Genomic DNA, 24,354 nt, shown 5'->3' with positions numbered 1-24,354 from the left:
GTTAGTCTTTGTAAGAAGTGTCGAGACGGTTCAGGCGGCGCAACCACGCCTGCCAGACCAGCTGGCGTTCATGTTCCACGCCCATCAGCTGTTCGCAGGCGTGTTGGCTCAGGTGTGCAGGAATGGTGTGGATGGCGCTGAGCGGAGCGAGCTGTGCGCTGGCCATTTGAATTTCGCAGGCGCGGTTGAGGTAGTACATGATGTAAAACGCATCGGCAACGGTACGCCCGACCGACAGCAGTCCGTGGCTTTGTAAAATCATGGCGATATTGTTCCCGAGCGAACGCTGGATTCGCTCGCGCTCGTCGAGGTCAAAGGCGACGCCCTCATACGGGTGGTAGCCGACGCGCTGGTAAAACTCGGTGCTGATCTGGTTAAGCTGTAACAATCCCTGCTGGCAGGCGGCGACCGCCATGCCCGGCAGCGTATGGGTATGGATGACGCAATGCGCATCTTCCCGCGCCATATGCACCGCGCTGTGGATGGTAAAACCGGCTGAGTTGGCCGGAGCGTGGCCTTCCACGACCTTTCCCTGCATATCGACGACGATGAGATTACTGGCCGTCACCTCATCGAACATCATGCCAAATGGGTTTATCAGAAACCGCGGTTCGCCGTCGCCCGGCAGGCGGACGGAAAAGTGGGTATACAGCGTATCTTCCCAGCCAAACAGCGCCGCCAGACGGTAGGCGGCAGCCAGGTCCTGGCGTAGTTCACGTTCAGTCGTCATTTATTGCACTCCCATAAATTCACGTATGCGGCTCAGCGTCGGATCTTCCGCGCCGTTGCGGATGCGCTGTGGAGGCACATCGCTTGCCACGACGCCGTTTTCCATCATCACCACCCGGTCAGAGATGGATAAAGCGAAGTCCATCTCATGGGTGACGATCAGCATCGTCATCCCTTCACGGGCAAGAGACTGAATCACCTTCAGCACTTCCCCCACCAGTTCTGGGTCCAGCGCTGAGGTGGGTTCGTCAAACAGCATGATGTCCGGTTTTAAAGCCAGCGCCCTGGCGATGGCGACGCGCTGCTGCTGGCCGCCGGAGAGCTGCCAGGGATATTTTTCGGCATGGGCCAGCAGGCCGACGCGATCCAGCAGATAGAGGGCCTGCTCTCTGGCCACCCGCTGTTCAACCAGCTTGTGATACAGCGGGGCGAGCATGACGTTATCGAGCACCGTGCGGTGAGGGAACAGGTTGAAACTCTGGAAAACCATGCCGATACGCCGCACGCCGGCGCGCATCTGCGGTTTATCCACGATAGCCGCCCCCTTAAGGTAATCTTCGCCATAGAGCACAATCTCCCCGGCATCGATGCTTTCCAGCGCGTTAATGGTGCGGATAAGGGTGGTTTTGCCGGACCCCGACGGCCCGATGATGCTGATGACCTGCCCGTTTTCGACTTTCAGGTCGATACCTTTCAGGACCTGATGCTGGCCCCAGGATTTCTCGATCGCGCGCAGATCGAGCGCCGGCGGATTGCCGCTGGTGGGTTCGGCCTTCGCCGTATGCTGCGGCGCCTTCAGCGACTGACGCAGGGCTTCACACTCGGCGTCATTGAAGGTCTGCGGGCGCTTTTGCTGAATATCCAGTACATTTTCCAGCGCCCGGAACAGCCAGGTGAAGACCGTCACCACCATGACGTAGTAGACCGCGACTGCCAGCAGCGTCTCCATGACGAGGAAGTTTTGCGCATACAGGCGCTGGCCGGTGAGCAGCAGCTCCGGAAGTGAAATAACCGATAATATTGAACTGAGCTTAATAATCGTGATGTATTCATTAATCAGGGTAGGTAACGAAATACGAAACGCCTGCGGAATAATAATTAAGCGCTGAATACCAATAAAGCTGAAACTTAATGCGTGACCGGCTTCGCTTTGTCCTTTCGCCACCGACATTAATCCGCCGCGATGGATTTCCGCCATATAGGCTGCTTCGGTAACGGTCATCGATACTAATCCGGCAATAAACGGAATACCGAGCAGCGGCTGGGTGACCGGGAAGAGCTGCGGCAGGTTATAGACAAAGACCAGCAGCACCATTAACGGCACGCTGCGGAAAAACCAAATATAGAGTTCGACGGGAACCTTTAGCCAGCGCGGGCCGGAGAGCTTCGCGCAGGCTAATAAAAATCCTAATACCAGGCCAATAAACCAGGACAATGAGCTGACGACGATGACGGTGATACACGCCTGCCAGAATGCCCCAACGCTAAATAATGAGAAAAAGTATCCCCAATCGAACTCCATACCGACTCCTGTTGCTCGTGTGCTTTATTGTATTTAATCGATGCGCTCTAAATTGTATTTCTTGATAATGGCGTCATATTTTCCGTTGGCTTTTAAGGTGGTTAATGTTGATTTAATAGCGGTCACCAGTTCGCTATTTCCCTTCGCAACGTAAATCCCCAGAGGCAGCGGGTAGACCAGCCGCGTGGAGCTGATAGCCAGCCGCCCACGACTTTTATCGACAATGATTTGCGCCGCCGGAGCGATTTCTAACTGCGCGTTAATGTTTTTCGACAGCAGGGCCTGCGAAGCTTCCGGCGCGGTCGGGAACTCCTGGATGCTGATGGCCGGTTTACCGTTCTTCAGGCAATACTCGTCGGAGTGATTCTTCAGGCTGGTGACCCAGGTGGTGCCCTGCTGCAGGCCCACCTTGACGCCGCAGAGCTCGTCTTCCGTTTTGGGCTGTATCGCGCTGCTCTTCAGGGCAATGATCGACGCGCCGGACAGGGCGTAAGGGATCGCATCGGCCTGTTTCAGGCGCTCCGGCGTGACGTACATGCCGGAGATCACCGCGTCGTATTTCTTGCCGATGCCTAAAATCAGGCTGGTGAATTTGGTGTCGATCAGCTGCGGCTTCGCTTTTAGCTGTTCGGCAATCAGCGCGGCAAACTCCGGATCGAGGCCAACGATATTATTGTTGCTGTCATAGGATTCAAAAGGCGGATAGGTGACCTCCATACCGACTTTAAAGACACCATCGGTCAGCAGTTCTGCGGCCTGGGTCAGCGGAGAAAAGCAAGCGGCGACGGCGATGCCCAAAGCCACACGGCGCGAGAGCGACTTAAGCGTTTTTTTCATCATGTATCCTCACGGGTTATTAACGGTTTTTTGCTGTGCTTGTTTCTTCAGGTGACCAAAGGTGTTGGTGCCGCGGGCGCGCTCCGGAAGCTGCAGTTCGCCGCGGGTGACTTTCTCACGCAGGTAGCGATAGGTTTGCAGCGCCTGGCTCCACATATGCTCGCCAATGCTTAATTCCTGGTAGTCGCTGGCTTCTCCGGCGGCTAAAAAATTGGGCAGCGGCCGGATCAGCGTGTGGTAATCGCAGGCGAAAAACAGCGGGAAGGAGTAGCGTTCCTGCGGCACCTTGCGAACACGGTGAGCTGTAGCAACAAATGTGCCAGCGCTTAATACTTCCAGCATGTCGCCGATATTGATCACGAAAGCCTCTTCTCCGGCGGCGCTCTTCGCCGGCGGCGCATCGATCCAGACGCTTTCTTCGTTCAACACTTCCAGACCCGGCTGGTCGGCGAGCAGCAGGGTGAAGCACTCGTAATCGGTGTGTGCACCAATACCGGGAACATCCTCGGCGCTGGCATCAAAGGGGTAGTGAATCAGGCGCAGCTTCGACGGCGGGCAGGTCACCATCGCCTTGAAATATCCTTCCGGCAGACCAAGGGCGAGGGCAAAGGCGTCAAACAGGCGATGGCCAAGGGCGAAAACCGCGTCATAGTAGGCCAGCACCCGGGATTGAAATTCCGCGAGTTCCGGCCACTCGTTGGCGCCAATCAGCGGCGTGCCGGCCAGCACAAACGGATGGTCGTCCGCCGCCTGGAAGCCAATATCGAACGCCTCTTTATGGTCCGGTTTGCCGGAGCCGTAAATCTCTTCGCCTTCCGGGACATAGCCTTTATGGCTGCGGGAGTGGCCGATGTAGTACTGCATCTTTTGCTCCATCGGCAGGGCGAAGAGCGCTTTTGCCGCCGCGCGGATGCCGGCGATCAGCTCAGGGGCGATACCGTGACCGGTGATGTAGAAAAAGCCGACTTCCCGCGCCGCTTTGCCGATGGTGTCGGCGACGGCCTGGCGCTTTGCCAGACTGTCGCTGGCCAAATCGCTGATATCGATAGTCGGTAACTCAGTGAAAGAACTTTTTGCGACGCTCATTACGACAGATCCTTTTCGGTTAGCGATAAAAACTCGGCGAAATGCTGTTGTTCATGTTTCGCCATCCATGCATTCAGCGACCACAGATCGGCCACCGGGACGTTGGTGAACGGCAGGTGATGCAGATAGCCGTCGGGGCCAAACTCGGGCGTCAGCGTGGTGTGCTGATACCCACGCCGGCGCTGCGAGCGCCAGATTTGTTGCCAGAAGCGCTGCTGAAACTGCAGCGCAGCCCGATATTCCGGCGCGGCCGGATGGGGCACCTGCGGCCCCTGGTCATAACCGGCGCGGGCCTGAATGTGGTGCACGCGGTCGATAAAGGCGCTGAAATCATCGCAGGGGTCATCCAGCAGCCGTTCACTCACCACAATCCAGTGGCTGATATCGGCGGTAAACCGCAGCTGAGGCAGTTGCTGGATAATCTCGAGAGTCAGCCACGGGCTATACAGCGAGGTGGCGCGATGGGTTTCAAAGCTGCAGGTCAGCTCATACGCTGCCGCCAGCTCGTGGGCCTGGCCGAGAAAATCCACCTGCTGCGCCAGCGGCCAGCGGTCGTTGCCGGCCAGCAGATTAACGAAGCGCGGGTTCAGCGCTTTGGCGTCAGCGAAACGACCTTTCAGACGTTCAAGATGCTGCTGCGGCGTGTCGGCCTGCGCCGGAATCACGCCGCCGCCGCTGAAGACGATAGCGATATACTCCAGCGCCGATTCCTGCAGGCGTCGGGCCAGCGTCTGCTGCTCTTCCGGGGTCAGCGGTACGCGTGCTTCGATGCCAGCGCAGCCGACGCTTTTCAGCTCGTTGACCGTTTGCTGCCATGGGGTGGTGACACCCCAGAGCGTACGAAAAACCGTGAGTTGCATGAGCCGAATCCTCTATGGGTATTTCACGCCTGGCAGGACGCAGAGCATTTCGTACAGCAGGTTTGCCGCCAGCTGGGAGGTGTTGCCGCTCACGTCGTAGGGTGGAGAGACCTCGACCAGATCGCAGCCAATCAGGTTCAGACCGCGGCAGCCGCGAACGATTTCCAGCGCCTGAATCGATGTCAGGCCGCCGACTTCCGGCGTGCCGGTACCGGGCGCCCAGATGGGATCGAGGCTGTCGATGTCGAAGCTGAGATAGACCGGGCCATCGCCCATCTGCTGGCGGACTTCAGCCATCAGCGGGGCGAGGGATTTGTGCCAGCACTGTTCCGCCTGTACCAGACGGAAGCCCTGGTCAACGCCCCACTGAAAGTCGCCGGCGGCGTAACCCTGGGCACGCTGGCCAATCTGCACCACCCGTTTGAGGTCCAGCAGACCCTCTTCAACGGCGCGGCGGAAAGTGGTGCCGTGGGCGATTTTCTCGCCGAACATCTCGTCGTTGGTGTCGGTATGCGCATCGACATGAATCAGGCCAACCGGGCCATGTTTTTTGCTCAGGGCGCGCAGAATCGGCAGGGTGATGGTGTGGTCTCCCCCGAGAGTCAGCGGGATGAGGGGGAAACTATTTAAACCGGTGTAGTAATCCTCGATGATCTGCACCGATTTGAGCAGGCTGTAGGTATTGATCGGTACGTCGCCAATGTCGGCCACCGACAGCGATTCAAAAGGCGCTGCGCCGGTTGCCATGTTATAGGGGCGAATCATCACCGATTCGGTGCGGATATAGCGCGGCCCGTAGCGGGTACCGGAGCGCTGAGAGGTACCGATGTCTAACGGGATACCGACGAATGCCGCATCAAGTCCCTGTAAATCTTCGATAAACGGCAGGCGCATCATCGTTGCGCGGCCGCCAAAACGTGGCATCTCGTTGCCACCCTGCGGTTGATGAAAGACGTTATCCATTTCAGCTCCTGAATCTGACACACAAATACTCGACAGGGAGATAGTGCGAAAGATGGGCTGGACTTTACATCGTCTGCCGTAAATACTTAGTTCATTTATTGGTGAACTAAACATGCTCAACGACGGCAATCTCAATATTCGACAGCTGCAGGTTTTTGAGGCGGTGGCGCGCCTGGAAAGCTATAGCAGGGCCCAGCAGGAGCTGGGGATTTCCGTGTCGGCGATCAGTAACGCGATGTCTCAGCTGGAAGGGCAGCTGGGGTTCAGCTTGTGCCAGCGCGGGCGCGGCGGTTTTGCCCTGACTGAGAAAGGGCAGCAGTTTTTACAGCAGGCGATTCGGGTGCTGAGCGAGCTGAACGAGCTGGAGCGCCAGTCGGCGCTGCTGAAAGGCGAGCACAGCGGCACGATTTGCATCTCAACGCTGGACTCGATTGAAACCGAAACCGCGCTGTCGCTGCCGGTGGTCCTGCGTAGCTTCAGCGATAAGTTTCCCCATGTGCATATCAAGCTGATTATCCGCACTCCGGCGGAGCAGCTTAACGGCGTGCTGAACAACCATATCGATTTGGCGATCGGCAGCTATAACTCCCAGGTGCATAACATTATCAGCGAGCCGCTCTATCGCGAGCAGCACTGGCTGTACTGCAGCGATCTTCATCCGATGTTTTTCAGCCGTCAGCTTGATAAAGACCACATCAGCCAGTGTCCGCTGGTGACCCGCAGCTACTGGAATACCAGCGACCTGCGGCGGCGCGGTTTCAGTAAAGGCAGTGCCACCGTGGAAACCGTCGATGCGCAGCTGCTGCTGATTCTCTCAGGAAAATATATCGGCTATCTCCCTGAGCATTATGCCTGGCCGTGGATCAAGGAGAACCGGCTGAGGGTGCTGCTGCCTAACGAATTTGGCTTCCAGTCGCCGTTCTCGGCGATCTGCAAACGCGGGCGCAGCAATGAGCCGTATCTGAAAGAGTTTCGCAATTTGCTGAAGAAGAATACGGTGGCCAGGCCGAAGTGGAATTATTGAGGGCGGTGGCAGTCTGGCTCCCCCGGGGCGCAGCACGGCAAATGTTGAGTATTGCTGTTTTTCCGGGCCTGTGGCTGAATATTGACCACTCTTAACGGGCTTTATTTATCTCCAGAGGAAGGAGCGGAACGATGGCATTTGAACAGAAGAAGAAAAAAGCGCTTGCGCTAATGGAGGAGAAAAAGATGTGGCGGAGCAACTATGCGCCTCCGCTGCTGCGTCTTTTCTGGAAAGTCGGAGGCAAAATGCCGCCGCCGCCGTTTGCTCCATTCTGGCTGAATACGCTGTTCTTCGCCGCCTGGTTTGGCCCGCTGTGGGGGCTTATGATGTGGTTTAGCACCTGGCAAAGTGAAGGCTATAGCGTCTCTGGCGCGCTGTTCGCCAGCGTGACCGCCGGGGGCTTATTCGGCTTTTTGATGGCGCTATTTCATGTCTGGCGTAAGCGTGCCAACAACCTGCCGGACTGGGATCGTCTTTAGCGATGAACGTGGGGGGTTAAATACCCTGGATGGCGATATCCGTGGTGCGGAAAGTGTCTTTTACGCCACGGGTGGCGCGTAGATTGCTTCAAAAAAATGACCGTATTTGTTATATTGTTGTTCATTGCTTATTCACCTCTGCGGCGCCAAAAAGAATAAGATTCGCCGCAACCCAGGAAGATAAAATGTTAGATTATCGCTTCCCGACAGCTTTGCAGATGGTTCTCAGCGTAGCGATGGCGGAGCAGTTGGGTCAACGCTCGACAAGTGCGATTCTGGCCTATGGCCTGGAAGCCAATCCGAGCTTTATCCGCAAATTAATGGTGCCGCTCACCCGTGACGGTATTATTGTCTCCACGCTGGGACGCAACGGTTCCATCCATCTTGGTCGCCCGGCGGAGAGCATCACCTTGCGCGATATCTACGTATCAGTGATCGAAGATAAAAAGCTGTGGGCGTCGCGGCCCGATGTGCCGGCCCGCTGTGTGGTCAGCGCCAACGCCTGCTGGTACTTCAAGTCTATCGCCGACGAAGCAGAGCAGGCCTCCCTGGATGTGCTGGCCCGTCATACCGTGGCAAGCGCGCTGGAAAAGGTCAAAAAAGGCGATACCAGCGGCTGCGAGCTGTTACCAGAACTGGATATCCTGAAAAAAGCGCATTAATCCTGCCGTCCGCGCAAAAAATGCCTTCACACAGAAGGCGTAGATTGCTGACAAAGAGCGAGCTTATTACATTGCCCGGCGGCGCTTCGCTTGCGCGGGCCTACAGCGATTGTGCCATCGCTTGATAGTACGGGTTTTGTAGGCCGGGTCAGGCGTCAGCCGCCACCCGGCAACTCGTGGGCATAATGTTCAAAACCGGTTTGTCATCCGTCACCGCCTTCATCCAGAAGGCGGTTTTTTGTTGTCACCTATTCAGGCAGCGTTTCCAGCGTCGGTTTACCGCGCGTGACCAGCTTACGCAGCGTGACGTAGAACACCGGCGTCAGGAACAGACCAAACAGCGTCACCCCGAGCATCCCGGAGAACACCGTAATCCCGGTGACGCCGCGCACTTCCGCACCCGCTCCGTGGCCGAGGATCAGCGGTATCGTCCCGGCAATAAAGGCGATGGAGGTCATCACGATCGGACGCAGACGCAGGCGACAGGCTTCCAGCGCTGCTTCCATGATCCCTTTCCCCTGAATTTCCAGCTCGCGAGCAAACTCAACGATCAGGATCGCATTTTTACAAGCCAGCCCCATTAACACCACCAGTCCAACCTGCACGAAGACGTTATTATCGCCGCCGGTGAGCCAGACGCCGAACAGGGCGGAGAGCAGAGTCATCGGAACGATGAGGATCACCGCCAGCGGCAGCGTCCAGCTTTCATACAGCGCCGCCAGCACCAGGAACGCCAGAAGTACCGCCACCGGGAAGACAATCAGCGCCGTGTTGCCCTGGGTGGCCTGCTGGAAGCTGAGATCCGTCCATTCGATGTTCATACCATTCGGCAGCAGCTGGCCGGACATCGCGGCCAGTTTGGTCATCGCCTGAGCGGAAGAGAGCACCCGAGGATCGGCGTCGCCGATCAGATCCGCCGCCGGATAACCGTTGTAGCGGATCACCGGATCTGGCCCGTAGGTGGTGCTGATGTTAACCATACTGCCGATCGGCACCATTTCACCCTGGTTATTGCGGGTGCGCAGATTAGCAATATCCTCCACGCTGTCGCGGAATGGCCCGTCGGCCTGCGCCATGACGCGCCAGGTTCGGCCGAACTGGTTAAAGTCGTTCACATAAGATGATCCCAGGTAGGTTTGCAGCGTACCGAACAGATCGGTCAGCGATACCCCCTGCGCTTTCGCCTTGTCGCGATCGACCTGCACATCCAGCTGCGGTACGTTTGCCTGGTAGGTTGAGATAGGGAAGTGCATTCCCGGCGTTTGCATGATTGCCCCGGACAGAGTATTCACCGCCGTTTGTAGCGCGCCGTAACCTAAGCCCCCTCGATCCTGAATATACAGCGAGTAACCGGAACCCTGGCCGAGGCCGAGAATCGGCGGCGGCAGGATTGAGAAGCCAAAGCCTTCCTGGATTTGCGCGATTTTGGCATTGATCTCGGCGTTAATTTCCGCCGCAGAATGTTTACGCTGATCGAATGGCTTCAGGCCAAAAAATACCGTGCCGGTGTTCGGCGTATTGGTGAATTGCAGCGCGTTAAGCCCTGGAAACGCCACCGCATAATCCACGCCTTCCGTGTTCATCCCGATTTCGCTCATTTTACGGATGACCGCGTCGGTGCGGGCCAGCGAAGAACCTTCCGGCATTTTCACGCCGCCAATCAGGTAGAGCTTGTCCTGGGTGGGAATAAACCCGCCCGGCACGGCTTTAAACATCACGCCGGCGGCGCCGAGCAGCAGCAGGTAAACAATAAACACGGCGCCACGTCGTCCGAGCGTTTTGCCAACCAGCCCCTGGTAACCATGTGAGCTACGATGGAAAAAGCGGTTAAACGGGCGGAACAGCCAGCCGAACAGGCGATCGATAAGCCGGGTTGGGAGGTCTCTCGGCGCGCCGTGCGGCTTCAGTAGCAGGGCCGCCAGCGCCGGGGAGAGAGTCAGCGAGTTGATGGCCGAGATCACCGTCGAAATCGCGATCGTCACCGCAAACTGTTTATAGAACTGCCCGGTTACACCAGAGAGGAAGGCCATCGGCACGAACACCGCGCACAGCACCAGGGCGATGGCGATAATCGGCCCGGAAACTTCACGCATCGCCTGGTGCGCCGCCTGCAGAGGGGCGAGCCCCTCTTCGATATTGCGCTCGACGTTTTCCACCACCACAATCGCGTCGTCCACCACGATCCCAATGGCGAGAACCAGACCGAACAGGCTCAGGGTATTAAGCGAGAAGCCAAGCAGATAGAGAATACCGAACGTCCCCACCACCGAGACCGGTACGGCAATCAATGGAATAATCGATGCGCGCCAGGTTTGCAGGAACAGGATCACCACCAGTACCACCAGCACCACCGCTTCGAGCAGGGTTTGCACCACCGCACGAATGGAGTCGCGCACAAAAACGGTGGGGTCGTAAGGGGCGGCCCACTTCATATCTTCCGGGAAACGCGTGGACAGTTCGTCCATTTTGGCGCGTACCGCATTCGACAAATCAATGGCGTTGGCCCCCGGCGACTGGAAGATACCGATCCCGACCGCATCTTTATTGTTAAGCTGGGAACGTAGCGCATAGCTGCCCGACCCCATTTCGATGCGTGCAACGTCGCGTAGGCGTACCAGCGAACCATCCTGGGCCGTTTTGAGAATGATATTACCGAACTCTTCCTCCGTGTGCAGACGACCCTGGGCGTTAATCGAGATCAGGAAGTCGCTCTCTTTCGGCAATGGCTCGGCGCCAAGCTGCCCGGCGGACACCTGCACGTTTTGCTCCTGCATCGCCGTCACCACATCGGAGGCGGTCAACCCACGTGCGGCCACCTTATTCGGATCCAGCCAGATTCGCATGGCGTATTCGCCGGCACCAAAAATCTGGATTTGGCCGACGCCGGGCAGGCGCGCCAGTTCGTCCTTCACTTTTAAGGTGGCGTAGTTACGCATATACAGCGAATCGTATTTACCGTTGGGCGAAAACAGATGCACCACCAGGGTGAGCGTCGGTGACTGTTTCTGGGTGGTAATCCCCAGACGGCGTACGTCTTCCGGCAGACGCGCTTCGGCCTGCGATACCCGGTTTTGTACCTGAACCTGCGCCTGATCCGGATCGGTGCCCGGGCGGAAGGTGACGGTGGTGACCAGTACGCCGTCGGAGCCGGCGACGGACTTCATGTACATCATGTTTTCGACGCCGTTGATCGCTTCTTCCAGCGGCGTCGCCACGGTCTCGGCGATCACTTTCGGGTTGGCGCCCGGATACTCCGCGCGTACCTGCACACTCGGCGGTACGACGTCAGGGTATTCGCTGACCGGTAGCAGCGGGATGGCGATGAGCCCGGTAATAAAAATCAAAATCGACAGCACCGCGGCAAAAATCGGCCTGTCGATAAAAAAGCGGGAAAAGTCCATGCGTCGGATTCTCTGGTAAGGGATCAGTTGAGGGCGGTGCTGGTGGTCATCGCCACGGTTTTCGCGTTAACCGGCATCCCGGGCATAAACACTTTTTGCAAACCCTCGACGATGACTTTATCGCCAGGATTCAGCCCCTGCTGGACGATGCGTAAACCGGCGGCCAGGCGACCCGGCTTGATATCACGGCGCTGCGCTTTACCATCTTTATCAACGATATAGACGTATTTCCGATCCTGATCGGTCAGGACCGCTTTGTCGTCGATCAGCGTGGCCTGGAATTCAGCGCTGCCCGGCAGGCGCACGCGGGCAAACAGGCCCGGTATGAACTGACGCTGGGTGTTATCCAGCAGCGCGCGCATCCGGATAGTGCCGGTGCTCGGGGTTAGCTGATTATCGAGGAAATCCACTTTCCCCTGATGGGGGTAGCCGTCCTCTCCGACAAGACCAATCTCAACCGGGAGCGCAAGGTGATTGCTGGCAGCCCCCTGGCCACTGCGGGCGAGGTTTTGATAGTGAAGGTAGGTTGATTCGTCGACATCAAAATAGACGTAGACCGTCTTCTGCGAGACCACTGTCGTCAGCACGCTGGCGCTGTCACCAGCGGTTACGAGGTTACCGCTGGTGATCAGCGCGCGGCTGGCGCGGCCATCGATAGGGGCGGTCACTTTGGTGAAATCAAGGTTAAGCTGAGCGGCATCAACGGCTGCCTGTGCGGCCTGGATGTCGGCCTGCGCCTGGGTAGCGGCCGAACGGCGCTGCTCCCACTCCTCACGGGATACCACGTTGGTGTTGATTAATTTGTCGGTACGACTGGCCTCGCTGCGCGCCAGGCTGGCCTGTGTTTTGGCTCTTGCCAGCGTTGCCTGCGCCTGCTCGAGGGCGGCGCGATAGGTTCTGTCATCGATAGTGAATAGCACCTCGCCCTTTTTCACTTCCTGGCCGTCGGTGTAGTTCACTTTTTCAATGTAGCCGGAGACGCGTGGACGGAGCTGAACGCTTTCTACCGCTTCAATTCGGCCGTTAAAGCTGTCCCACTGGCTAATGGATTTCACCACCACGTCAGCGGCGCTGACGGCAGGGGCTTGCGGAGCGGCGTTTTGCGCAGCGCTGTTATCGCAGCTGGCAAGTAGCATGGCGATGACTGCGCTCCCCAGTCCGCGCAGATAAAAGTTAACCCAGGTTTTTTGCAGGCTCATTATTTTTATTCCGGTAATTGTTGCCGCCGGGCAAGACGCAGCGAAGGACGCGGCGCGACTTCCTATGTCCGGACAGGCTTAAGGCCATTTGTGTCGTTCATCGCCACAAAACTGTAACAGTTGCGAATACACTATCGCGGCGATTGTAGGAAGGCGCTTAACTAAGTGCAAGAATAATTGTTGCACTTTATGTGCTGTTTCCGTTGCGCGGGAAAGGCACATTTCAGGCAGGGATTTTAATGTAACAATAAAACTTGCAATTTATGCAAAAGCAGGTCACTTTTAAATGTATTAGATAAAGATACTTTTATTAACAGCCCAGGGGAACCCGGCATGAACACTGGCGCTTTTATACATGATTTACTTGACTGGATTGATAATAACCTTGAAAGCCGCCTCGATATTGATACGGTCTCCAGGCGGGCAGGCTATTCAAAATGGCATCTTCAGCGGATCTTCAAAGAGCATACCGGTCATCCCATCGGCGAATACATCCGCGCCCGGAAGCTGCAAAAATCGCTTGAGCGCTTAACCCGCAGCGACGAGCCGATCCTGAACGTGGCTATCGCGCTGGGCTTTGACTCCCAGCAATCCTTCAATCGCAGCTTCAAGCGCCAGTATGGCCAGGCGCCGGGGGTCTGGCGCCGCAGCATGGGAACGGCGCCATCGTGCCAGCGTCCAGGCTGAGGGTGGGGCGGGATTTAATCAGGAGGTTCAGGTTTAACGGGACGAATCAAGGGCACAAAAAAGCCCGCAGGGCTTGCGCCGTGCGGGCTTTCAGGACTTCATCGGATGACTCTGGTAATCACCGATGGAGAATTTTGGTGGAGCTGGCGGGAGTTGAACCCGCGTCCGAAATTCCTACATACCATTTTTACTATAGTAATAACAACCATTTGCTTTTAAAAACAGTGTATTAGTGTTATCGGGTGTTTATCTGTTTTATACATTTTTAATGATATGCCGCCATTTTGCCGCCACTCCTAAGACATAATAAAATCTTGTGTTCTTAGTGGTGTTGTAATTTATTATTTTAATGAGGCGCATTATACTTTTACAAAATATAATTATTTATTTTTTATTTTAAAGAGTTCAAGAATTGAGTACATTTTTAGAGAATCATTTTCTTTATCTAATTCATGGTAATCATTTATGAATTTTTCGTAAAGTTCACTAAAGTTCTCTTTTATTATTGTTTCCTGATTCCCTTTTAATTTATTTGCAATTGAAAAAGGGATTTTAGATGAGTAAATACATAATTCAAATGTATTGCATAAAAGTTTCTCCAGCCTTAATCCTTGAGGAGACTCAAAGGTTATATCCCACCTTTTTAAAGACTGAACTCCTGATTTGGCTTGATGGATGGAATTTAATGCTTTCAATACATAGTCGTTAGAGTCAGAGACTTGTTTTTTGAAAAAATCATCTATTTTATTATTGCCATTTTCCATGTAAATACTGATTAGCTTAAAATTTAATGATATAGAAGAAAGATGCTCAAAACATTCTTCAAGATTTATTAAAGATCTGTCTATTTTACCGAGTGCATTCTCATACATTTTTTCCTTGAAAAATTTACGTATGTTTTTGAGAGCTAAAATGGCACAGGTGGCTATAACTATATTGCTTAATGCAATTATTATATCACTGGCAGTTCCGGTGAAGCTAGGCGCTAAAGATAACGATTTTATAATAATATAAAGAAATAAAAAGGTTGCAAGTGTGAGTAATGAGAAAACAATGGAAAGTAGATATTTGTTTATAGAAAGTATTTCTTTTTTATTCTTCTGCATTTTCTTTACCTTAGCGGTTATTTAATATGGATTATTTTTTATCAATTATTGAGTCATATTCAAGGAGGTTATCTATACATTTTTCCAGTTTATAAAAATCTGTCAATGGATAGAGATTGACTATATCATCGTCAAAGTTTTGTATACCAGAAAGGCGTTCCTTTCGTTTTAAATATCGAGTAGCTGAAAGTACTTCAGAATATCCGTCCATATCAACCGTATAATCTAGGGTTTTCAAAACCTGCCAAGATACAGGCGGGGTAAGATCGAACATTTTCAATAAGTTAGGGCAAAAATCCATTTGAATAGTTTGTGCATAACTGACTTTGGGAGGGAGTACAACATTTATTGATTTATCACTGTGTGAAGTTTTAACCATTTTTGTAGAGCGATAAGCAATTCCTACGATGTTTGATTTACTTCTGCGGCTAATCCATTGCATTAATAAGTTTGGGATGATGTACTCTTGGGTAAATGACACGCTATTATTTTTCTTTACATAATTACATGCATAAATCAATGGCATAAGACAAATGTAAGCTAGTTTTTCATAGACAGATAAAATATTTTTTCGTTGGATGTTGTTGTATTTTGAATATATTATATCGGCTGTGAAGTTCAAGATTTTAGACTCAGAATCATTTGAAGAGAATGATGATATATAAAGCTTGTCGAAATCAGGCTTATCCATTTCTAACCAGCATACATAAAGAGATGAACCCAAATATAAACAAGGTAGTCCAGCTACAGAGTACCTCTGAGCGTTTACAAGGTGGCGCATGGAAAATGGGATGTGAAATATATCCTTTCTTTCGCTAATTGCACTATGTGATTTTCGTACACGAAAAAGTGGTTTGTCTGCGTTACATAGATTATTTAGCGGGGTGGAGATTGCTTGTATATACTTTACAATGTTTCTTTCTGAAAAAGTAGAATCAAAGTTGTCATAAGCCGATTTTATATCGCCTGACAAAAAGTCAGATAATGCAGCGACAATTCCATAATAAATTGTAGTAATTCTGTTGATTCTGTTTTTTAATCTAATGGATAACCTATCCTCGTGTTCATCTATGTAATCATGAAGTATGTTAAAGTAAATTTCACATTTTTCTTTATAATCATTGATGATGTCTGATTTGACTTTGAATGGTAGTTTAAGTTGTGGGGTGCTATTTATTTTTGTAAAAAGTTCATCAAGTTCTTCGGCTAAACTTTCTGTATTCATAGTGTCATAATCCATTGAGTTTTAATGAGTGTAGCGGATTTTTAGTAATGGCATCTTCTAAATGTTCTGGTGCAAAGTGAGCATAAACCATGGTCATCTTGATATCTGAATGTCCTAATATATCCCTTAAAACCAGTATGTTTCCGCCGTTCATCATAAAATGGCTGGCGAATGTATGGCGCAGAACGTGAGTACACTGGCCCTCTGGCAAATCAATACCGGCTCGCTTCACTGCCCGCTCAAAGGCTTTTCTACATGGGGTGAATAGCTTCCCTCTGTTTTTGGGGAGTTCATCATACAGTTCCTGAGATATCGGCACGGTCCGGTTTTTCTTACCTTTGGTCTTTGTGTAGGTGATGCGGTATTTCGATAACTGATGACCCTGTAGGTTTTCGGCTTCACTCCAGCGTGCTCCCGTTGCCAGGCAGATTTTTGCAATCGTCAGGAGGCTGTGGCTTTGAGAATCTGCGCAGGCATCCAGCAGGCGCTTAATTTCATCTGGGGCCAGGAACGCCAGTTCGCCCTCTGCGATTTTGAAAGTTGGCAACCCAGCAAGCGGATTAGGGGCTGACCAGTGACCCAGCTTTTTCAGCGTGCCAAAAACTGATGAGAGGTTACGTTGCTCAAGGTTTACCGTTCGGGGCTTAACAGGTGACATAAACGCGCCATCTTCATTTCGCACTTCACCTTTTAGCCGCGCTTCGCGGTATTTCGTGAAGTCACCGGCGGTAAGTTCTGAGGCGATGGGATCACCTAGGCCATTACAAATAATATTCAGTTTTGCCATCAGGCGTTTAGGGTCTGCGAGCGTCTGGCCGTAAAGGGAGTGCCACTGATCAATCAGTTCTGACAAACGTCGCCGATCTTCCTTTTCCCCCAGCCACGGCTTTTTGTTTACTTCATCCATGGTGAAGTTTTCGAATGCTATGGCCTCGCCTTTCGTCGCAAATTGCTTGCGCACGCGTTTGCCGTCGCGCCCGTTAGGGTAGCATTCACACAACCATTTTCCGTTAGGCTGTTTCCTGATGGTCATGGCTAAATACTCTTGATTACTTTAATGGCTCGCCCGACAACTTCCACATCATCAACAGAACACTCATAGGATGAGTCGTCCTGGTGAACAACAATTCTGTTGCCTGGTATTCGGGCAATCTTGACGATGCTCTTCACCCCATCAATATCGACAAGCCAGTAACCATTGCTAACCTGTTTGACAGATGTATCCACTACAAAGCAGTCAGTAGACGTTTTTATAAACAACGAATTGCCGGACTCACTGTCCAGTAAGCTGCTATCAAGCAAAACTTCCCCTTCGTTATTCAACTCTCCGTTCTTCAATTCGACTTGTTTAATGCTTGGTGCAACGATTTTGGAAAGTGGTCGCAGTGTGATATTTGACTCGTTTACGGGATTTTTTTTTCGGTCTTCTGAAGTGAACATTTCACCTTGGCCTGTCGCTAGCCATAGAAGAGAAACCCCTGTTTCAAGTGCACACTGGATGACCCACTCAGCAGGGAAGCTGTCTCGTAAGTTTCTGTTTGCCATGGTGCTTTTAGAGATTTTCAAATGGTCAGCTAGTGCTTGTTTGGTGCTGAATCCATATGCCTTTAGCAATCTTTCGATCGCTTCTCGACCTCCCGTATTGGGACCTGCCTGGATATTGATCATCAAATACTCCATTGACGACCACTTTAAGTGATCGTAGTATCGCGATTGTCTTGTGGTGTGATCTCAAAAAGTGATCTAAAACGAGATAAAACAAATTTAAACCTAAGGATACTGCACTATGAGCACAGATATTTCAATTCGTGTACCAAAGGAGATGGCTACACCTGCTGAGTTCGCTGAATGGGAAGGAATTTCCCGTGGTTCTGTTTACCAAAAAATCCACCATGGTCAGCTTGCTAAATACATGGTGAAGAAGGAAAAAAACAAAGGCCGCGTCAGTCTGCGCTACCTGATGTACAAAACAGATCAGGTCCGTGAATCCCTTGGTCATTCCAACTTCCGCGTCATTGTTGGTCAGTAAGTTCAATTATGGGAACTTTCTAAGGGGCTTACATGTTTGATTATAAGATTTCCAAACATCCACACTTTGACGAAGCCTGCAGGGCTTTCGCGCTGCGCCACAATATGGCACAGCTGGCTGCCCGCACAGGTATGAATGTCCAGACTCTGCGCAATAAGCTGAACCCGGACCAGCCGCACCAACTGACCGCGCCGGAAATCTGGATGCTTACCGATCTGACTGAGGATTCCGTACTGGTTGATGGCTTCCTTGCGCAAATCCACTGCCTGCCATGCGTACCGCTAAACGAAGTCGCCCGGGAGAAAATGCCGGATTACGTACTGAAGGCCACAGCAGAAATCGGCCGCGTAGCTGCCGGTGCTGTTTCTGGTGAGGTGCATACCTCTGCCGGCCGCCGCCAGATTGTTGACAGTATTAACTCAGTCACCCGCCTGATGGCATTAACCGCTGTGACGCTGCAGGCACGTCTGCAGACCAGTCCGGCAATGACAAGCGCAGTTGATACCGTGACGGGCCTCGGCGCGTCGTTCGGTCTGATCTGAGGTGCCTATGTTGACCAACCAACCATCAATGGCATCGCTTCTTGTTAAGCAAAGTCCGTCTCCACATTTCGGGCACGGCTGGATCATGGGGACCGATGGCAAGCGCTGGCACCCGTTCCGCTCTCAGGATGCGCTGCTGGCTGACCTGTCCACCACCAAACAGGGGAAACCATGGCTATCGAAGGCGATTCTGCGACTGTTCCGCTAAGCCCTGGGCATCGCCTTGACGGGCTGAACCACATAACGGAATTAAGAGCGAAAGTGTTTGGCTTAAATATTGAGCCTGAGCTGGAGAGGTTTATTAGCGATATGCGAAACCAACGGGATATTAACCATAGACAGAATGAGCGGGCATTAGCCGCAATTTTCTTTATGGCAAAGATTCCGGCGGAACGTCATAGCGTCAAAGTGAGTGAGCTGACGACTGACGAAAAGCGGGAGCTGATTAAGGCAATGAACCATTTCCGTGCAGTGGTGAGCTTATTTCCAAAACGGCTAACCATGCCGAATTAATAAACGCCTGCCTAACGTCTGTTATGGCTGGCGTTGTAAATACCATCATTAACAACTGAGGATATAAAAATGGGATTTTTTGGATTTGCTAAAAAAGCACGTAAAGCAGCAGCGGAAGTTAAAAAGTTTGAAAGGCGCGATTTGGCGCAGGCGGTGGTAAATGCTGCGTATCTGGTTGCCTACGCTGACGGCGAGTGCGAAGCGTCAGAAAAGGCAAAGATTGAGCAGGTGCTGCGCACTCAGCCTGCGCTGGCGGCGTTTACCTCGGAGATTAACGCTATCAGCGCAACGATCATCGGGCAGCTGGATACCAACTTTAAAATTGGTCGCCGTGCGGCGCTGCGCGAAATCGAAGATGTTAAGCACGATACCCGCGAAGCCGAAGATGTGATGGATGTGGCCGTGGCCATCGCGGAAGCCGACGGCGAAGTAGAGCCGGAAGAGCGCAAGGTGCTGGAAGAGATCGCCGCCGTTCTGGGGCTGCGTCTGGAAAACCATCTGTGATAAGTAAATTTCGCTGGGCCGCCGCCGCTGTGCTTTTGTTTCTGGTGGTGGCGGTGGACTTTACCAGCCGGGCAATGTCTGTCCTGGCTGATGGCGTTCTGGTTGTCGGTGTTATCGCGCTGATAATTCCGATGATAAAGAAGCCGTGAATATATAGCCCGCGCTGTGCGGACTACCTCTGAGTAATACAACCCAAATTTTAGGCGTAAACCCGCCGGGCATTTTTTTGCCCAAATTCAGGAGAAGCACTATGCGAAATATTGAAACCTGTAACACCAAAATTGGCCCAGACGATGCTGGCCTTAATCTGCTGCTAACCGAAGCACGCAAGGAAGAGCGTCGGGGCCGCGCTGATGTGTTTGCAGCCCGTCTGGATACCCTGGCAGCCCGCATCTCCTCCCGTCAGCTGACCCATGCGGAAGCGGCGGAGCTGCTGCGCGAAGAGGCCGTGAAAATCCAGAACGAAGCGCAGGAGATCCACTGATGGCTGATTCTATGGACCTCGTACAGCAGCGCGTTGAAGAAGAACGCCAGCGCCACATCCACATCGCCCGTGCCAGACAGCCGGGCGTTTCCCGCGTCTTATGCGTCGAATGTAACGCGCCAATCCCGCCAGCTCGCCGCCGCGCCATTCCGGGCGTGCAGTGCTGCGTCACCTGTCAGGAAATCGCAGAGCTGAAAGGCAAACACTACAACGGAGGTGCGGTATGACCGCCAGAAAACCAACCAAGCACTCAACAGACAAGCGCGCGCGTCTGCGCCAGGCTGCCCAAGACTATCAATCAACATTGTCGTGGTATCAAGGAAACCTCGATAGTCCGAACGCAGAACAGGATTGCGATGAAGCTACGGCGGCGTTTAAGCGCGAAATCGGCCATAGGGAAATGGACATTATCACTGATCTGCTGGATGAGATAGACGAGCTGCAGGAACGCCTCAAGGCCGTAATGGACAGCGAGCCGATGTTTTTCGTTGATGGCGAGGCAGCAAAGCGCCTATTAAGAGGCGAAACGCGTTTTGCGGCCATGACCACAGAGCCTAAGCCAGGGAAGACATTGGCACTTTATATCGATCCGAAACCTGCACTGGAAGTGCCGGATTTCAAAAAACTGGCCCACGAATTGGTGGACAATCTTGTCGATTGTGCCTCTGCTGATGATGCTGCTGTTAGGCAGTATCTGGAATGGACAGAGAGCGCCTGCCGTGCCGCTATGCTGAAAGGTGGTGTAGCATGAGCGTAATTCACAGCTTAAAGATTGGTCCGCTGTTTTTTAATGCTGTAGCAAACGGCGAGAAAAAAGCAGAAGTGAGAAAAAACGACCGCAATTTTAAATGTGGTGACTTTCTGCTGCTGCGTGAGTGGGAGGGGGAATATACAGGAGACAAGCTGGTAGTAAAGGTTACGCATATATGCCCGCTTGGCCTCTTTATTGGCGGAAATTGGGTGCTGATGTCTGTTTCTCATATTGAGGATAATGATATTCAGCCGTTTATGGATGCAGTTTTAGGGGGTGTTCAATGAGCACCATCCTGAAATGGGCGGGCAATAAAACCGCCGTCATGCATGAGCTGAAAAAGCACCTTCCTGCAGGCCCGCGACTGGTTGAACCTTTCGCGGGTTCCTGTGCTGTGATGATGGCGACAGAGTATCCTCATTATCTTGTCGCTGATATTAATTCGGACTTGATTAATCTTTATAAGCAGATTGCATTTAACTGCGAGAAATTTATTACTAACGCCAAAGGGTTATTTGCCGGCACCAATAGCGAAATCTCTTATTACAATATCCGTCAGGATTTTAATCATTCCGCTGAAACTACTGATTTCTGGAAAGCTGTATTTTTCCTTTATCTTAATCGCCACGGTTATCGTGGCCTTTGTCGTTATAACAAGAAAGGTGTATTTAACGTCCCATACGGCAATTATAAAAAACCGTATTTTCCTGAATCTGAAATAAGAGCGTTTGCTGAAAAAGCCAAACGCGCCACCTTCATTTGTGCCAGCTATGAGGAAACTTTAGCGATGGTCAAAGCAGGTGATGTGATTTATTGCGACCCACCTTATGACGGGACATTTACCGATTATCACACTGATGGTTTCAATGAAATTGAGCAACGTCGCCTGGCGACGACTCTTGATGTGCTGGCAGCAGCAGGCCGTCAGGTTGTTGTGTCGAACAGTGAAACCGAGCTGACGAACGCGATTTACCATAATTTTACCCGCCACCGTATTAACGCAAAACGCAGTATGGGCGTGGCCGGTGGTGATGGTAAGTCTGCAACTGAAATTATCGCTGTTTCTCAACCTCTGATCTGGTCCGGGATTGCTCTGGCAGCGTATCCAGACGTGGGTGCGTCTTACGAAACTTTCCAAAGAGAGTATTTGTGTGAGCCATCACGACGTTAAAAACTACGGCGGCGCAGATGATGCCGCCGCTGCTTTTGCATGGAATGCCCCGAAAAAAGCAGTAAACCCGTATGCGGACCCGGCGGAAGTTGCGCCGGTGTCTGCGCTTTCAAACCTGATCGCTCTTTACGCCGCCGATAACGAGCAGGAACAGCTGCGCCGTGAGGAGATGAGTGATGAGGTCTGGGAGCGCTTTTTCTACAATGAAGCCCGTGATCCGGTTCAGCGTGAAATGGAGCAGGACCAGCTGATCAGCAGGGCGAAGATGGCCCGCGAACAGCAGAAATTTAACCCTGATCTGATCATCCTGGCTGACGTGTCAGCGGAACCGTCATATATCAGCAAGCCGCTGATGGACCGCATTGATTATTTTCATAACCTGAACCGCCCTAAGGCCTATTCTCGCTACCTGCGTGAAACAGTCAGACCGTGCCTGGAACGTCTGGTGCGTGTCCGGGATAGCCAGATATCGACCTCATTTCGGTTTATGGCAAGTCATGACGGGCTGGAGGGGTTGCTGGTTCTGCCTGAAATGAGTCAGGACCAGGTAAAGCGACTATCCACACTGATAGCCACCCATATGAGCATGTGTCTTGATGCGGCTTGTAGCGATCTTTTCGTCAGCGATGACGTCACGCCGGACCAGATGCGCAGGGCGTGGGAACGAGTGGCCGATGAGGTCATGCGGCTTGACGTGATCCCCCCTGCATTTGAGAAGTTACGCCGCAAGAAACGCCGCCGCAACCCTGTGCCGTATGAGCTTATTCCGGGTTCGTTGGCGCGTATGCTTTGCGCTGACTGGTGGTATCGCAAGTTGTGGCAGATGCGCTGCGAGTGGCGGGAGGAGCAACTGCGTGCGGTGTGCCTGGTCAACAAAAAAGCCAGCCCGTATGTCAGTTATGAGGCCGTTATCCACAAACGCGAGCAGCGCCGTAAGTCGCTGGAGTTCTTCCGCTCGCATGAGCTGACCAACGAGCAGGGCGACACGCTGGACATGGAAGACGTGGTGAACGCCAGCAGCAGCAATCCGGCGCACCGTCGTAATGAAATGATGGCCTGCGTTAAGGGGCTGGAGCTTATCGCAGAAATGCGCGGCGACTGCGCCGTGTTCTACACCATCACCTGCCCGTCACGTTTCCACGCAACGCTCAACAACGGCAGGCCAAACCCGAAATGGACGAGCGCGACGGTCAGGCAAAGCAGTGATTATCTGGTTGATACGTTTGCCGCTTTCCGTAAGGCCATGCATAAGCGCGGTATGCGCTGGTATGGCGTCCGGGTGGCTGAGCCGCATCATGATGGAACGGTACACTGGCACCTGCTGTGCTTCATGCGTAAGAAAGAGCGCCGCGCTATCACAGCGTTGCTGCGTAAATTTGCTATCCGTGAGGACCGCGAAGAGCTGGGCAACAATACCGGCCCGCGCTTTAAGTCTGAGCTGATCAACCCGCGCAAGGGCACACCTACCAGCTACATCGCCAAATACATCAGTAAGAACATAGACGGGCGCGGCCTGGCTAACGAAATCAGCAAGGAAACCGGCAGATCACTGAGGGATAACGCAGAGCACGTCAACGCCTGGGCGTCACTTCATCGCGTCCAGCAATTCCGCTTTTTCGGCATTCCGGGCCGCCAGGCTTATCGCGAGCTGAGATTGCTGGCAGGACAGGCTGCGCGGCAGCAGGCAGATAAAAAGGTCGGGGCGCCGGTACTGGATAACCCTCGTCTGGATGCGGTGCTGGCTGCAGCCGATGCCGGGTGTTTTGCCACCTACATCATGAAGCAGGGCGGCGTGCTGGTCCCACGTAAACATCACCTGGTCCGCACGGCCTATGAACTGAACGACGAGCCATCAACCTATGGCGATCACGGTATCCGTATTTATGGCATCTGGTCCCCGATTATAGAGGGCCGTATTTGCACGCATGCGATGAAGTGGAAAATGGTTCGTAAAGCCGTTGACGTTCAGGAGGCGACAGCCGACCAGGGCGCTTGCGCCCCTTGGACTCGTGGCAATAACTGTCCCCCTGTGGAAAAAATGAACTATTTTGAGCCAGATTTACCAAGTGGAGAGCAGCCGGAACCGCTGCCGGACTTCCAGAACATGAGCAGGAAAGAGTTACGGGAGCTAAACGCAAGGCTGCGCCAGGTTAGACCGAAACGGCGGAAGGGTTACAAACAGGAAATTAACGATCAGCAGCGCCTGCAGCTTGAATGTGAGTTGAAGTCCAGAGGCTTTGACGGATGTGAGAAGGAGATCGATCTGCTGCTGCGTGGTGGCAGTATTCCATCGGGTGCTGGGTTGCGGATTTTTTACCGCAATCAGCGGCTGCAGGAGGATGACAAATGGCGGCAGTGGTACTGATTGCGCGGTTTTAACATTTCTTGCACTTATCCGATCCCCTCGGACACATCTGATTGAATGATAAAAAGTAATTTACAACATAAAAACCATATTATACTGTATATAAACACAGTGTGCGCCGGGTGACCGGTAGAGATCAAGGGGTGAAAGTCCCCGACCATTGAAGGACCAGCAATCCACAAGGTCCCCGAGTCATGCGTTGCATACCGCGAGGT

The 24,354-nt window shown here is 52.8% G+C and carries 28 protein-coding genes; 16 read left to right on the top strand and 12 right to left on the bottom strand.

Features of this window, described 5'->3' with window-relative positions; all coding sequences use genetic code 11:
* Position 1 precedes the first annotated feature (1 nt).
* The 6 genes from BV390_RS20620 to speB are packed head-to-tail and all read right to left on the bottom strand — an operon-like array spanning position 2 to position 5,997.
* Positions 2 to 730, bottom strand: a complete 729-nt coding sequence (locus tag BV390_RS20620) for a class II aldolase/adducin family protein (protein ID WP_032691063.1) — start codon at positions 728 to 730, stop codon at positions 2 to 4.
* Positions 731 to 2,251 carry an amino acid ABC transporter permease/ATP-binding protein gene (locus BV390_RS20615; RefSeq protein ID WP_032691064.1) on the bottom strand — a complete coding sequence of 507 codons (1,521 nt, stop codon included), beginning with the start codon at positions 2,249 to 2,251 and terminating at the stop codon, positions 731 to 733.
* A 33-nt stretch (positions 2,252 to 2,284) separates the two neighbouring features.
* Entirely contained in the window at positions 2,285 to 3,088 is an 804-nt protein-coding gene (locus BV390_RS20610) for an ABC transporter substrate-binding protein (RefSeq protein ID WP_032696814.1), read from the bottom strand.
* A 9-nt stretch (positions 3,089 to 3,097) separates the two neighbouring features.
* Positions 3,098 to 4,174, bottom strand: a complete 1,077-nt coding sequence (locus BV390_RS20605) for an isopenicillin N synthase family dioxygenase (RefSeq protein WP_015585910.1) — start codon at positions 4,172 to 4,174, stop codon at positions 3,098 to 3,100.
* Positions 4,174 to 5,034 carry a sugar phosphate isomerase/epimerase family protein gene (locus BV390_RS20600; RefSeq protein WP_032691066.1) on the bottom strand — a complete coding sequence of 287 codons (861 nt, stop codon included), beginning with the start codon at positions 5,032 to 5,034 and terminating at the stop codon, positions 4,174 to 4,176. The genes BV390_RS20605 and BV390_RS20600 overlap by 1 nt, the downstream gene beginning before the upstream one ends.
* Positions 5,035 to 5,046: 12 nt before the next feature.
* Entirely contained in the window at positions 5,047 to 5,997 is a 951-nt protein-coding gene (gene speB / locus BV390_RS20595; RefSeq protein WP_032696815.1) for an agmatinase, read from the bottom strand.
* Between the two features lie 112 nt (positions 5,998 to 6,109).
* On the opposite strand from speB, the gene BV390_RS20590 reads away from it, so the two are divergent.
* From BV390_RS20590 to BV390_RS20580, 3 genes are all read left to right on the top strand, one after another.
* Positions 6,110 to 7,021 (top strand): LysR family transcriptional regulator, encoded by a 912-nt coding sequence (locus BV390_RS20590; RefSeq protein WP_032691068.1) that lies wholly within the window; start codon positions 6,110 to 6,112, stop codon positions 7,019 to 7,021.
* Positions 7,022 to 7,152: 131 nt separating this feature from the next.
* A complete protein-coding gene (locus BV390_RS20585) occupies positions 7,153 to 7,500 on the top strand; it encodes a DUF6404 family protein (RefSeq protein ID WP_032698991.1) in 348 nt (115 codons plus the stop codon).
* Between the two features lie 185 nt (positions 7,501 to 7,685).
* Positions 7,686 to 8,162: an RrF2 family transcriptional regulator gene (locus BV390_RS20580; RefSeq protein ID WP_032686421.1), complete on the top strand. Its 477-nt coding sequence runs from the start codon at positions 7,686 to 7,688 to the stop codon at positions 8,160 to 8,162.
* Positions 8,163 to 8,410: 248 nt separating this feature from the next.
* Here BV390_RS20580 and oqxB read toward each other — a convergent pair whose 3' ends face one another.
* Positions 8,411 to 11,563: a multidrug efflux RND transporter permease subunit OqxB gene (oqxB, locus tag BV390_RS20575; protein ID WP_032686422.1), complete on the bottom strand. Its 3,153-nt coding sequence runs from the start codon at positions 11,561 to 11,563 to the stop codon at positions 8,411 to 8,413.
* 23 nt (positions 11,564 to 11,586) lie between these two features.
* On the bottom strand, positions 11,587 to 12,762 hold the full coding sequence (locus BV390_RS20570; protein ID WP_032686423.1) for an efflux RND transporter periplasmic adaptor subunit: 1,176 nt from the start codon (positions 12,760 to 12,762) through the stop codon (positions 11,587 to 11,589).
* Positions 12,763 to 13,095: 333 nt separating this feature from the next.
* Here BV390_RS20570 and BV390_RS20565 point away from each other — a divergent pair, with 333 nt between their 5' ends.
* Positions 13,096 to 13,449, top strand: coding sequence for a helix-turn-helix domain-containing protein (locus tag BV390_RS20565; protein ID WP_032686424.1), 354 nt, complete (start codon positions 13,096 to 13,098; stop codon positions 13,447 to 13,449).
* Between the two features lie 380 nt (positions 13,450 to 13,829).
* On the opposite strand, the gene BV390_RS20560 is transcribed toward BV390_RS20565, so the two are convergent.
* From BV390_RS20560 to BV390_RS20545, 4 genes are read right to left on the bottom strand one after another with little or no spacing between them, the layout of a single operon-like run.
* The gene (locus BV390_RS20560; protein WP_085397294.1) at positions 13,830 to 14,555 is read right to left on the bottom strand and encodes a hypothetical protein; all 726 of its coding nucleotides are present in this window, start codon (positions 14,553 to 14,555) and stop codon (positions 13,830 to 13,832) included.
* Between the two features lie 31 nt (positions 14,556 to 14,586).
* Positions 14,587 to 15,780 (bottom strand): hypothetical protein, encoded by a 1,194-nt coding sequence (locus BV390_RS20555; RefSeq protein WP_085397293.1) that lies wholly within the window; start codon positions 15,778 to 15,780, stop codon positions 14,587 to 14,589.
* 4 nt (positions 15,781 to 15,784) lie between these two features.
* Positions 15,785 to 16,813 (bottom strand): site-specific integrase, encoded by a 1,029-nt coding sequence (locus BV390_RS20550; RefSeq protein WP_085397292.1) that lies wholly within the window; start codon positions 16,811 to 16,813, stop codon positions 15,785 to 15,787.
* 2 nt (positions 16,814 to 16,815) lie between these two features.
* Positions 16,816 to 17,448 carry a phage repressor protein CI gene (locus BV390_RS20545; protein ID WP_085397291.1) on the bottom strand — a complete coding sequence of 211 codons (633 nt, stop codon included), beginning with the start codon at positions 17,446 to 17,448 and terminating at the stop codon, positions 16,816 to 16,818.
* Positions 17,449 to 17,566: 118 nt separating this feature from the next.
* Here BV390_RS20545 and BV390_RS20540 point away from each other — a divergent pair, with 118 nt between their 5' ends.
* The 12 genes from BV390_RS20540 (at position 17,567) to BV390_RS20490 (ending at position 24,139) form a co-directional block, all read left to right on the top strand.
* Positions 17,567 to 17,809: a Rha family transcriptional regulator gene (locus tag BV390_RS20540; RefSeq protein ID WP_000102106.1), complete on the top strand. Its 243-nt coding sequence runs from the start codon at positions 17,567 to 17,569 to the stop codon at positions 17,807 to 17,809.
* A 32-nt stretch (positions 17,810 to 17,841) separates the two neighbouring features.
* Positions 17,842 to 18,351: a phage regulatory CII family protein gene (locus BV390_RS20535; RefSeq protein WP_085397290.1), complete on the top strand. Its 510-nt coding sequence runs from the start codon at positions 17,842 to 17,844 to the stop codon at positions 18,349 to 18,351.
* Between the two features lie 7 nt (positions 18,352 to 18,358).
* A complete protein-coding gene (locus BV390_RS20530) occupies positions 18,359 to 18,559 on the top strand; it encodes a phage filamentation protein Fil family protein (RefSeq protein WP_085397289.1) in 201 nt (66 codons plus the stop codon).
* Positions 18,523 to 18,864 (top strand): DUF5347 domain-containing protein, encoded by a 342-nt coding sequence (locus BV390_RS20525; RefSeq protein WP_085397288.1) that lies wholly within the window; start codon positions 18,523 to 18,525, stop codon positions 18,862 to 18,864. Before BV390_RS20530 ends, BV390_RS20525 begins: the two co-directional genes overlap by 37 nt.
* Positions 18,865 to 18,933: 69 nt before the next feature.
* Positions 18,934 to 19,368 carry a tellurite resistance TerB family protein gene (locus BV390_RS20520; RefSeq protein ID WP_085397287.1) on the top strand — a complete coding sequence of 145 codons (435 nt, stop codon included), beginning with the start codon at positions 18,934 to 18,936 and terminating at the stop codon, positions 19,366 to 19,368.
* Positions 19,365 to 19,517: a DUF3927 family protein gene (locus BV390_RS30795; RefSeq protein WP_139156003.1), complete on the top strand. Its 153-nt coding sequence runs from the start codon at positions 19,365 to 19,367 to the stop codon at positions 19,515 to 19,517. The genes BV390_RS20520 and BV390_RS30795 overlap by 4 nt, the downstream gene beginning before the upstream one ends.
* Positions 19,518 to 19,618: 101 nt before the next feature.
* Positions 19,619 to 19,852 carry a DUF2732 family protein gene (locus tag BV390_RS20515; protein WP_085397286.1) on the top strand — a complete coding sequence of 78 codons (234 nt, stop codon included), beginning with the start codon at positions 19,619 to 19,621 and terminating at the stop codon, positions 19,850 to 19,852.
* Positions 19,852 to 20,079 carry a TraR/DksA family transcriptional regulator gene (locus tag BV390_RS20510; protein ID WP_085397285.1) on the top strand — a complete coding sequence of 76 codons (228 nt, stop codon included), beginning with the start codon at positions 19,852 to 19,854 and terminating at the stop codon, positions 20,077 to 20,079. Before BV390_RS20515 ends, BV390_RS20510 begins: the two co-directional genes overlap by 1 nt.
* Positions 20,076 to 20,603: a hypothetical protein gene (locus BV390_RS31560; RefSeq protein ID WP_227517242.1), complete on the top strand. Its 528-nt coding sequence runs from the start codon at positions 20,076 to 20,078 to the stop codon at positions 20,601 to 20,603. Before BV390_RS20510 ends, BV390_RS31560 begins: the two co-directional genes overlap by 4 nt.
* On the top strand, positions 20,600 to 20,890 hold the full coding sequence (locus tag BV390_RS20500) for a DUF3850 domain-containing protein (RefSeq protein WP_085397284.1): 291 nt from the start codon (positions 20,600 to 20,602) through the stop codon (positions 20,888 to 20,890). Before BV390_RS31560 ends, BV390_RS20500 begins: the two co-directional genes overlap by 4 nt.
* Positions 20,887 to 21,774: a DNA adenine methylase gene (locus BV390_RS20495; protein ID WP_085397283.1), complete on the top strand. Its 888-nt coding sequence runs from the start codon at positions 20,887 to 20,889 to the stop codon at positions 21,772 to 21,774. The genes BV390_RS20500 and BV390_RS20495 overlap by 4 nt, the downstream gene beginning before the upstream one ends.
* Positions 21,755 to 24,139, top strand: coding sequence for a replication endonuclease (locus tag BV390_RS20490; RefSeq protein ID WP_085397282.1), 2,385 nt, complete (start codon positions 21,755 to 21,757; stop codon positions 24,137 to 24,139). The genes BV390_RS20495 and BV390_RS20490 overlap by 20 nt, the downstream gene beginning before the upstream one ends.
* The last annotated feature ends 215 nt before the right edge of the window (positions 24,140 to 24,354 follow it).

It is taken from the genome of Klebsiella sp. YJ, from assembly GCF_002108615.1.
In the GTDB taxonomy this organism is placed as follows: domain Bacteria; phylum Pseudomonadota; class Gammaproteobacteria; order Enterobacterales; family Enterobacteriaceae; genus Klebsiella; species Klebsiella planticola.
The sequence above is the reverse complement of the archived record's forward strand: the minus strand, read 5'-3'. Positions and strand labels throughout refer to the sequence as shown.

Excerpts from the sequence above, each read along its gene's own strand:
- BV390_RS20555 (WP_085397293.1), bottom strand. The coding sequence starts at position 15,780 with ATGAATACAGAAAGTTTAGCCGAAGAACTTGATGAACTTTTTACAAAA.
- oqxB (WP_032686422.1), bottom strand. The coding sequence starts at position 11,563 with ATGGACTTTTCCCGCTTTTTTATCGACAGGCCGATTTTTGCCGCGGTG.
- BV390_RS31560 (WP_227517242.1), top strand. The coding sequence starts at position 20,076 with ATGACCGCCAGAAAACCAACCAAGCACTCAACAGACAAGCGCGCGCGT.
- speB (WP_032696815.1), bottom strand. The coding sequence starts at position 5,997 with ATGGATAACGTCTTTCATCAACCGCAGGGTGGCAACGAGATGCCACGT.
- BV390_RS20515 (WP_085397286.1), top strand. The coding sequence starts at position 19,619 with ATGCGAAATATTGAAACCTGTAACACCAAAATTGGCCCAGACGATGCT.
- BV390_RS20520 (WP_085397287.1), top strand. The coding sequence starts at position 18,934 with ATGGGATTTTTTGGATTTGCTAAAAAAGCACGTAAAGCAGCAGCGGAA.
- BV390_RS20530 (WP_085397289.1), top strand. The coding sequence starts at position 18,359 with ATGTTGACCAACCAACCATCAATGGCATCGCTTCTTGTTAAGCAAAGT.
- BV390_RS20545 (WP_085397291.1), bottom strand. The coding sequence starts at position 17,448 with ATGATCAATATCCAGGCAGGTCCCAATACGGGAGGTCGAGAAGCGATC.
- BV390_RS20570 (WP_032686423.1), bottom strand. The coding sequence starts at position 12,762 with ATGAGCCTGCAAAAAACCTGGGTTAACTTTTATCTGCGCGGACTGGGG.
- BV390_RS20610 (WP_032696814.1), bottom strand. The coding sequence starts at position 3,088 with ATGAAAAAAACGCTTAAGTCGCTCTCGCGCCGTGTGGCTTTGGGCATC.
- BV390_RS20550 (WP_085397292.1), bottom strand. The coding sequence starts at position 16,813 with ATGACCATCAGGAAACAGCCTAACGGAAAATGGTTGTGTGAATGCTAC.
- BV390_RS20565 (WP_032686424.1), top strand. The coding sequence starts at position 13,096 with ATGAACACTGGCGCTTTTATACATGATTTACTTGACTGGATTGATAAT.
- BV390_RS20560 (WP_085397294.1), bottom strand. The coding sequence starts at position 14,555 with ATGCAGAAGAATAAAAAAGAAATACTTTCTATAAACAAATATCTACTT.
- BV390_RS20615 (WP_032691064.1), bottom strand. The coding sequence starts at position 2,251 with ATGGAGTTCGATTGGGGATACTTTTTCTCATTATTTAGCGTTGGGGCA.
- BV390_RS20540 (WP_000102106.1), top strand. The coding sequence starts at position 17,567 with ATGAGCACAGATATTTCAATTCGTGTACCAAAGGAGATGGCTACACCT.
- BV390_RS20535 (WP_085397290.1), top strand. The coding sequence starts at position 17,842 with ATGTTTGATTATAAGATTTCCAAACATCCACACTTTGACGAAGCCTGC.
- BV390_RS20525 (WP_085397288.1), top strand. The coding sequence starts at position 18,523 with ATGGCTATCGAAGGCGATTCTGCGACTGTTCCGCTAAGCCCTGGGCAT.
- BV390_RS20620 (WP_032691063.1), bottom strand. The coding sequence starts at position 730 with ATGACGACTGAACGTGAACTACGCCAGGACCTGGCTGCCGCCTACCGT.
- BV390_RS20500 (WP_085397284.1), top strand. The coding sequence starts at position 20,600 with ATGAGCGTAATTCACAGCTTAAAGATTGGTCCGCTGTTTTTTAATGCT.
- BV390_RS20585 (WP_032698991.1), top strand. The coding sequence starts at position 7,153 with ATGGCATTTGAACAGAAGAAGAAAAAAGCGCTTGCGCTAATGGAGGAG.
- BV390_RS20590 (WP_032691068.1), top strand. The coding sequence starts at position 6,110 with ATGCTCAACGACGGCAATCTCAATATTCGACAGCTGCAGGTTTTTGAG.
- BV390_RS20605 (WP_015585910.1), bottom strand. The coding sequence starts at position 4,174 with ATGAGCGTCGCAAAAAGTTCTTTCACTGAGTTACCGACTATCGATATC.
- BV390_RS20580 (WP_032686421.1), top strand. The coding sequence starts at position 7,686 with ATGTTAGATTATCGCTTCCCGACAGCTTTGCAGATGGTTCTCAGCGTA.
- BV390_RS20600 (WP_032691066.1), bottom strand. The coding sequence starts at position 5,034 with ATGCAACTCACGGTTTTTCGTACGCTCTGGGGTGTCACCACCCCATGG.
- BV390_RS20510 (WP_085397285.1), top strand. The coding sequence starts at position 19,852 with ATGGCTGATTCTATGGACCTCGTACAGCAGCGCGTTGAAGAAGAACGC.
- BV390_RS20495 (WP_085397283.1), top strand. The coding sequence starts at position 20,887 with ATGAGCACCATCCTGAAATGGGCGGGCAATAAAACCGCCGTCATGCAT.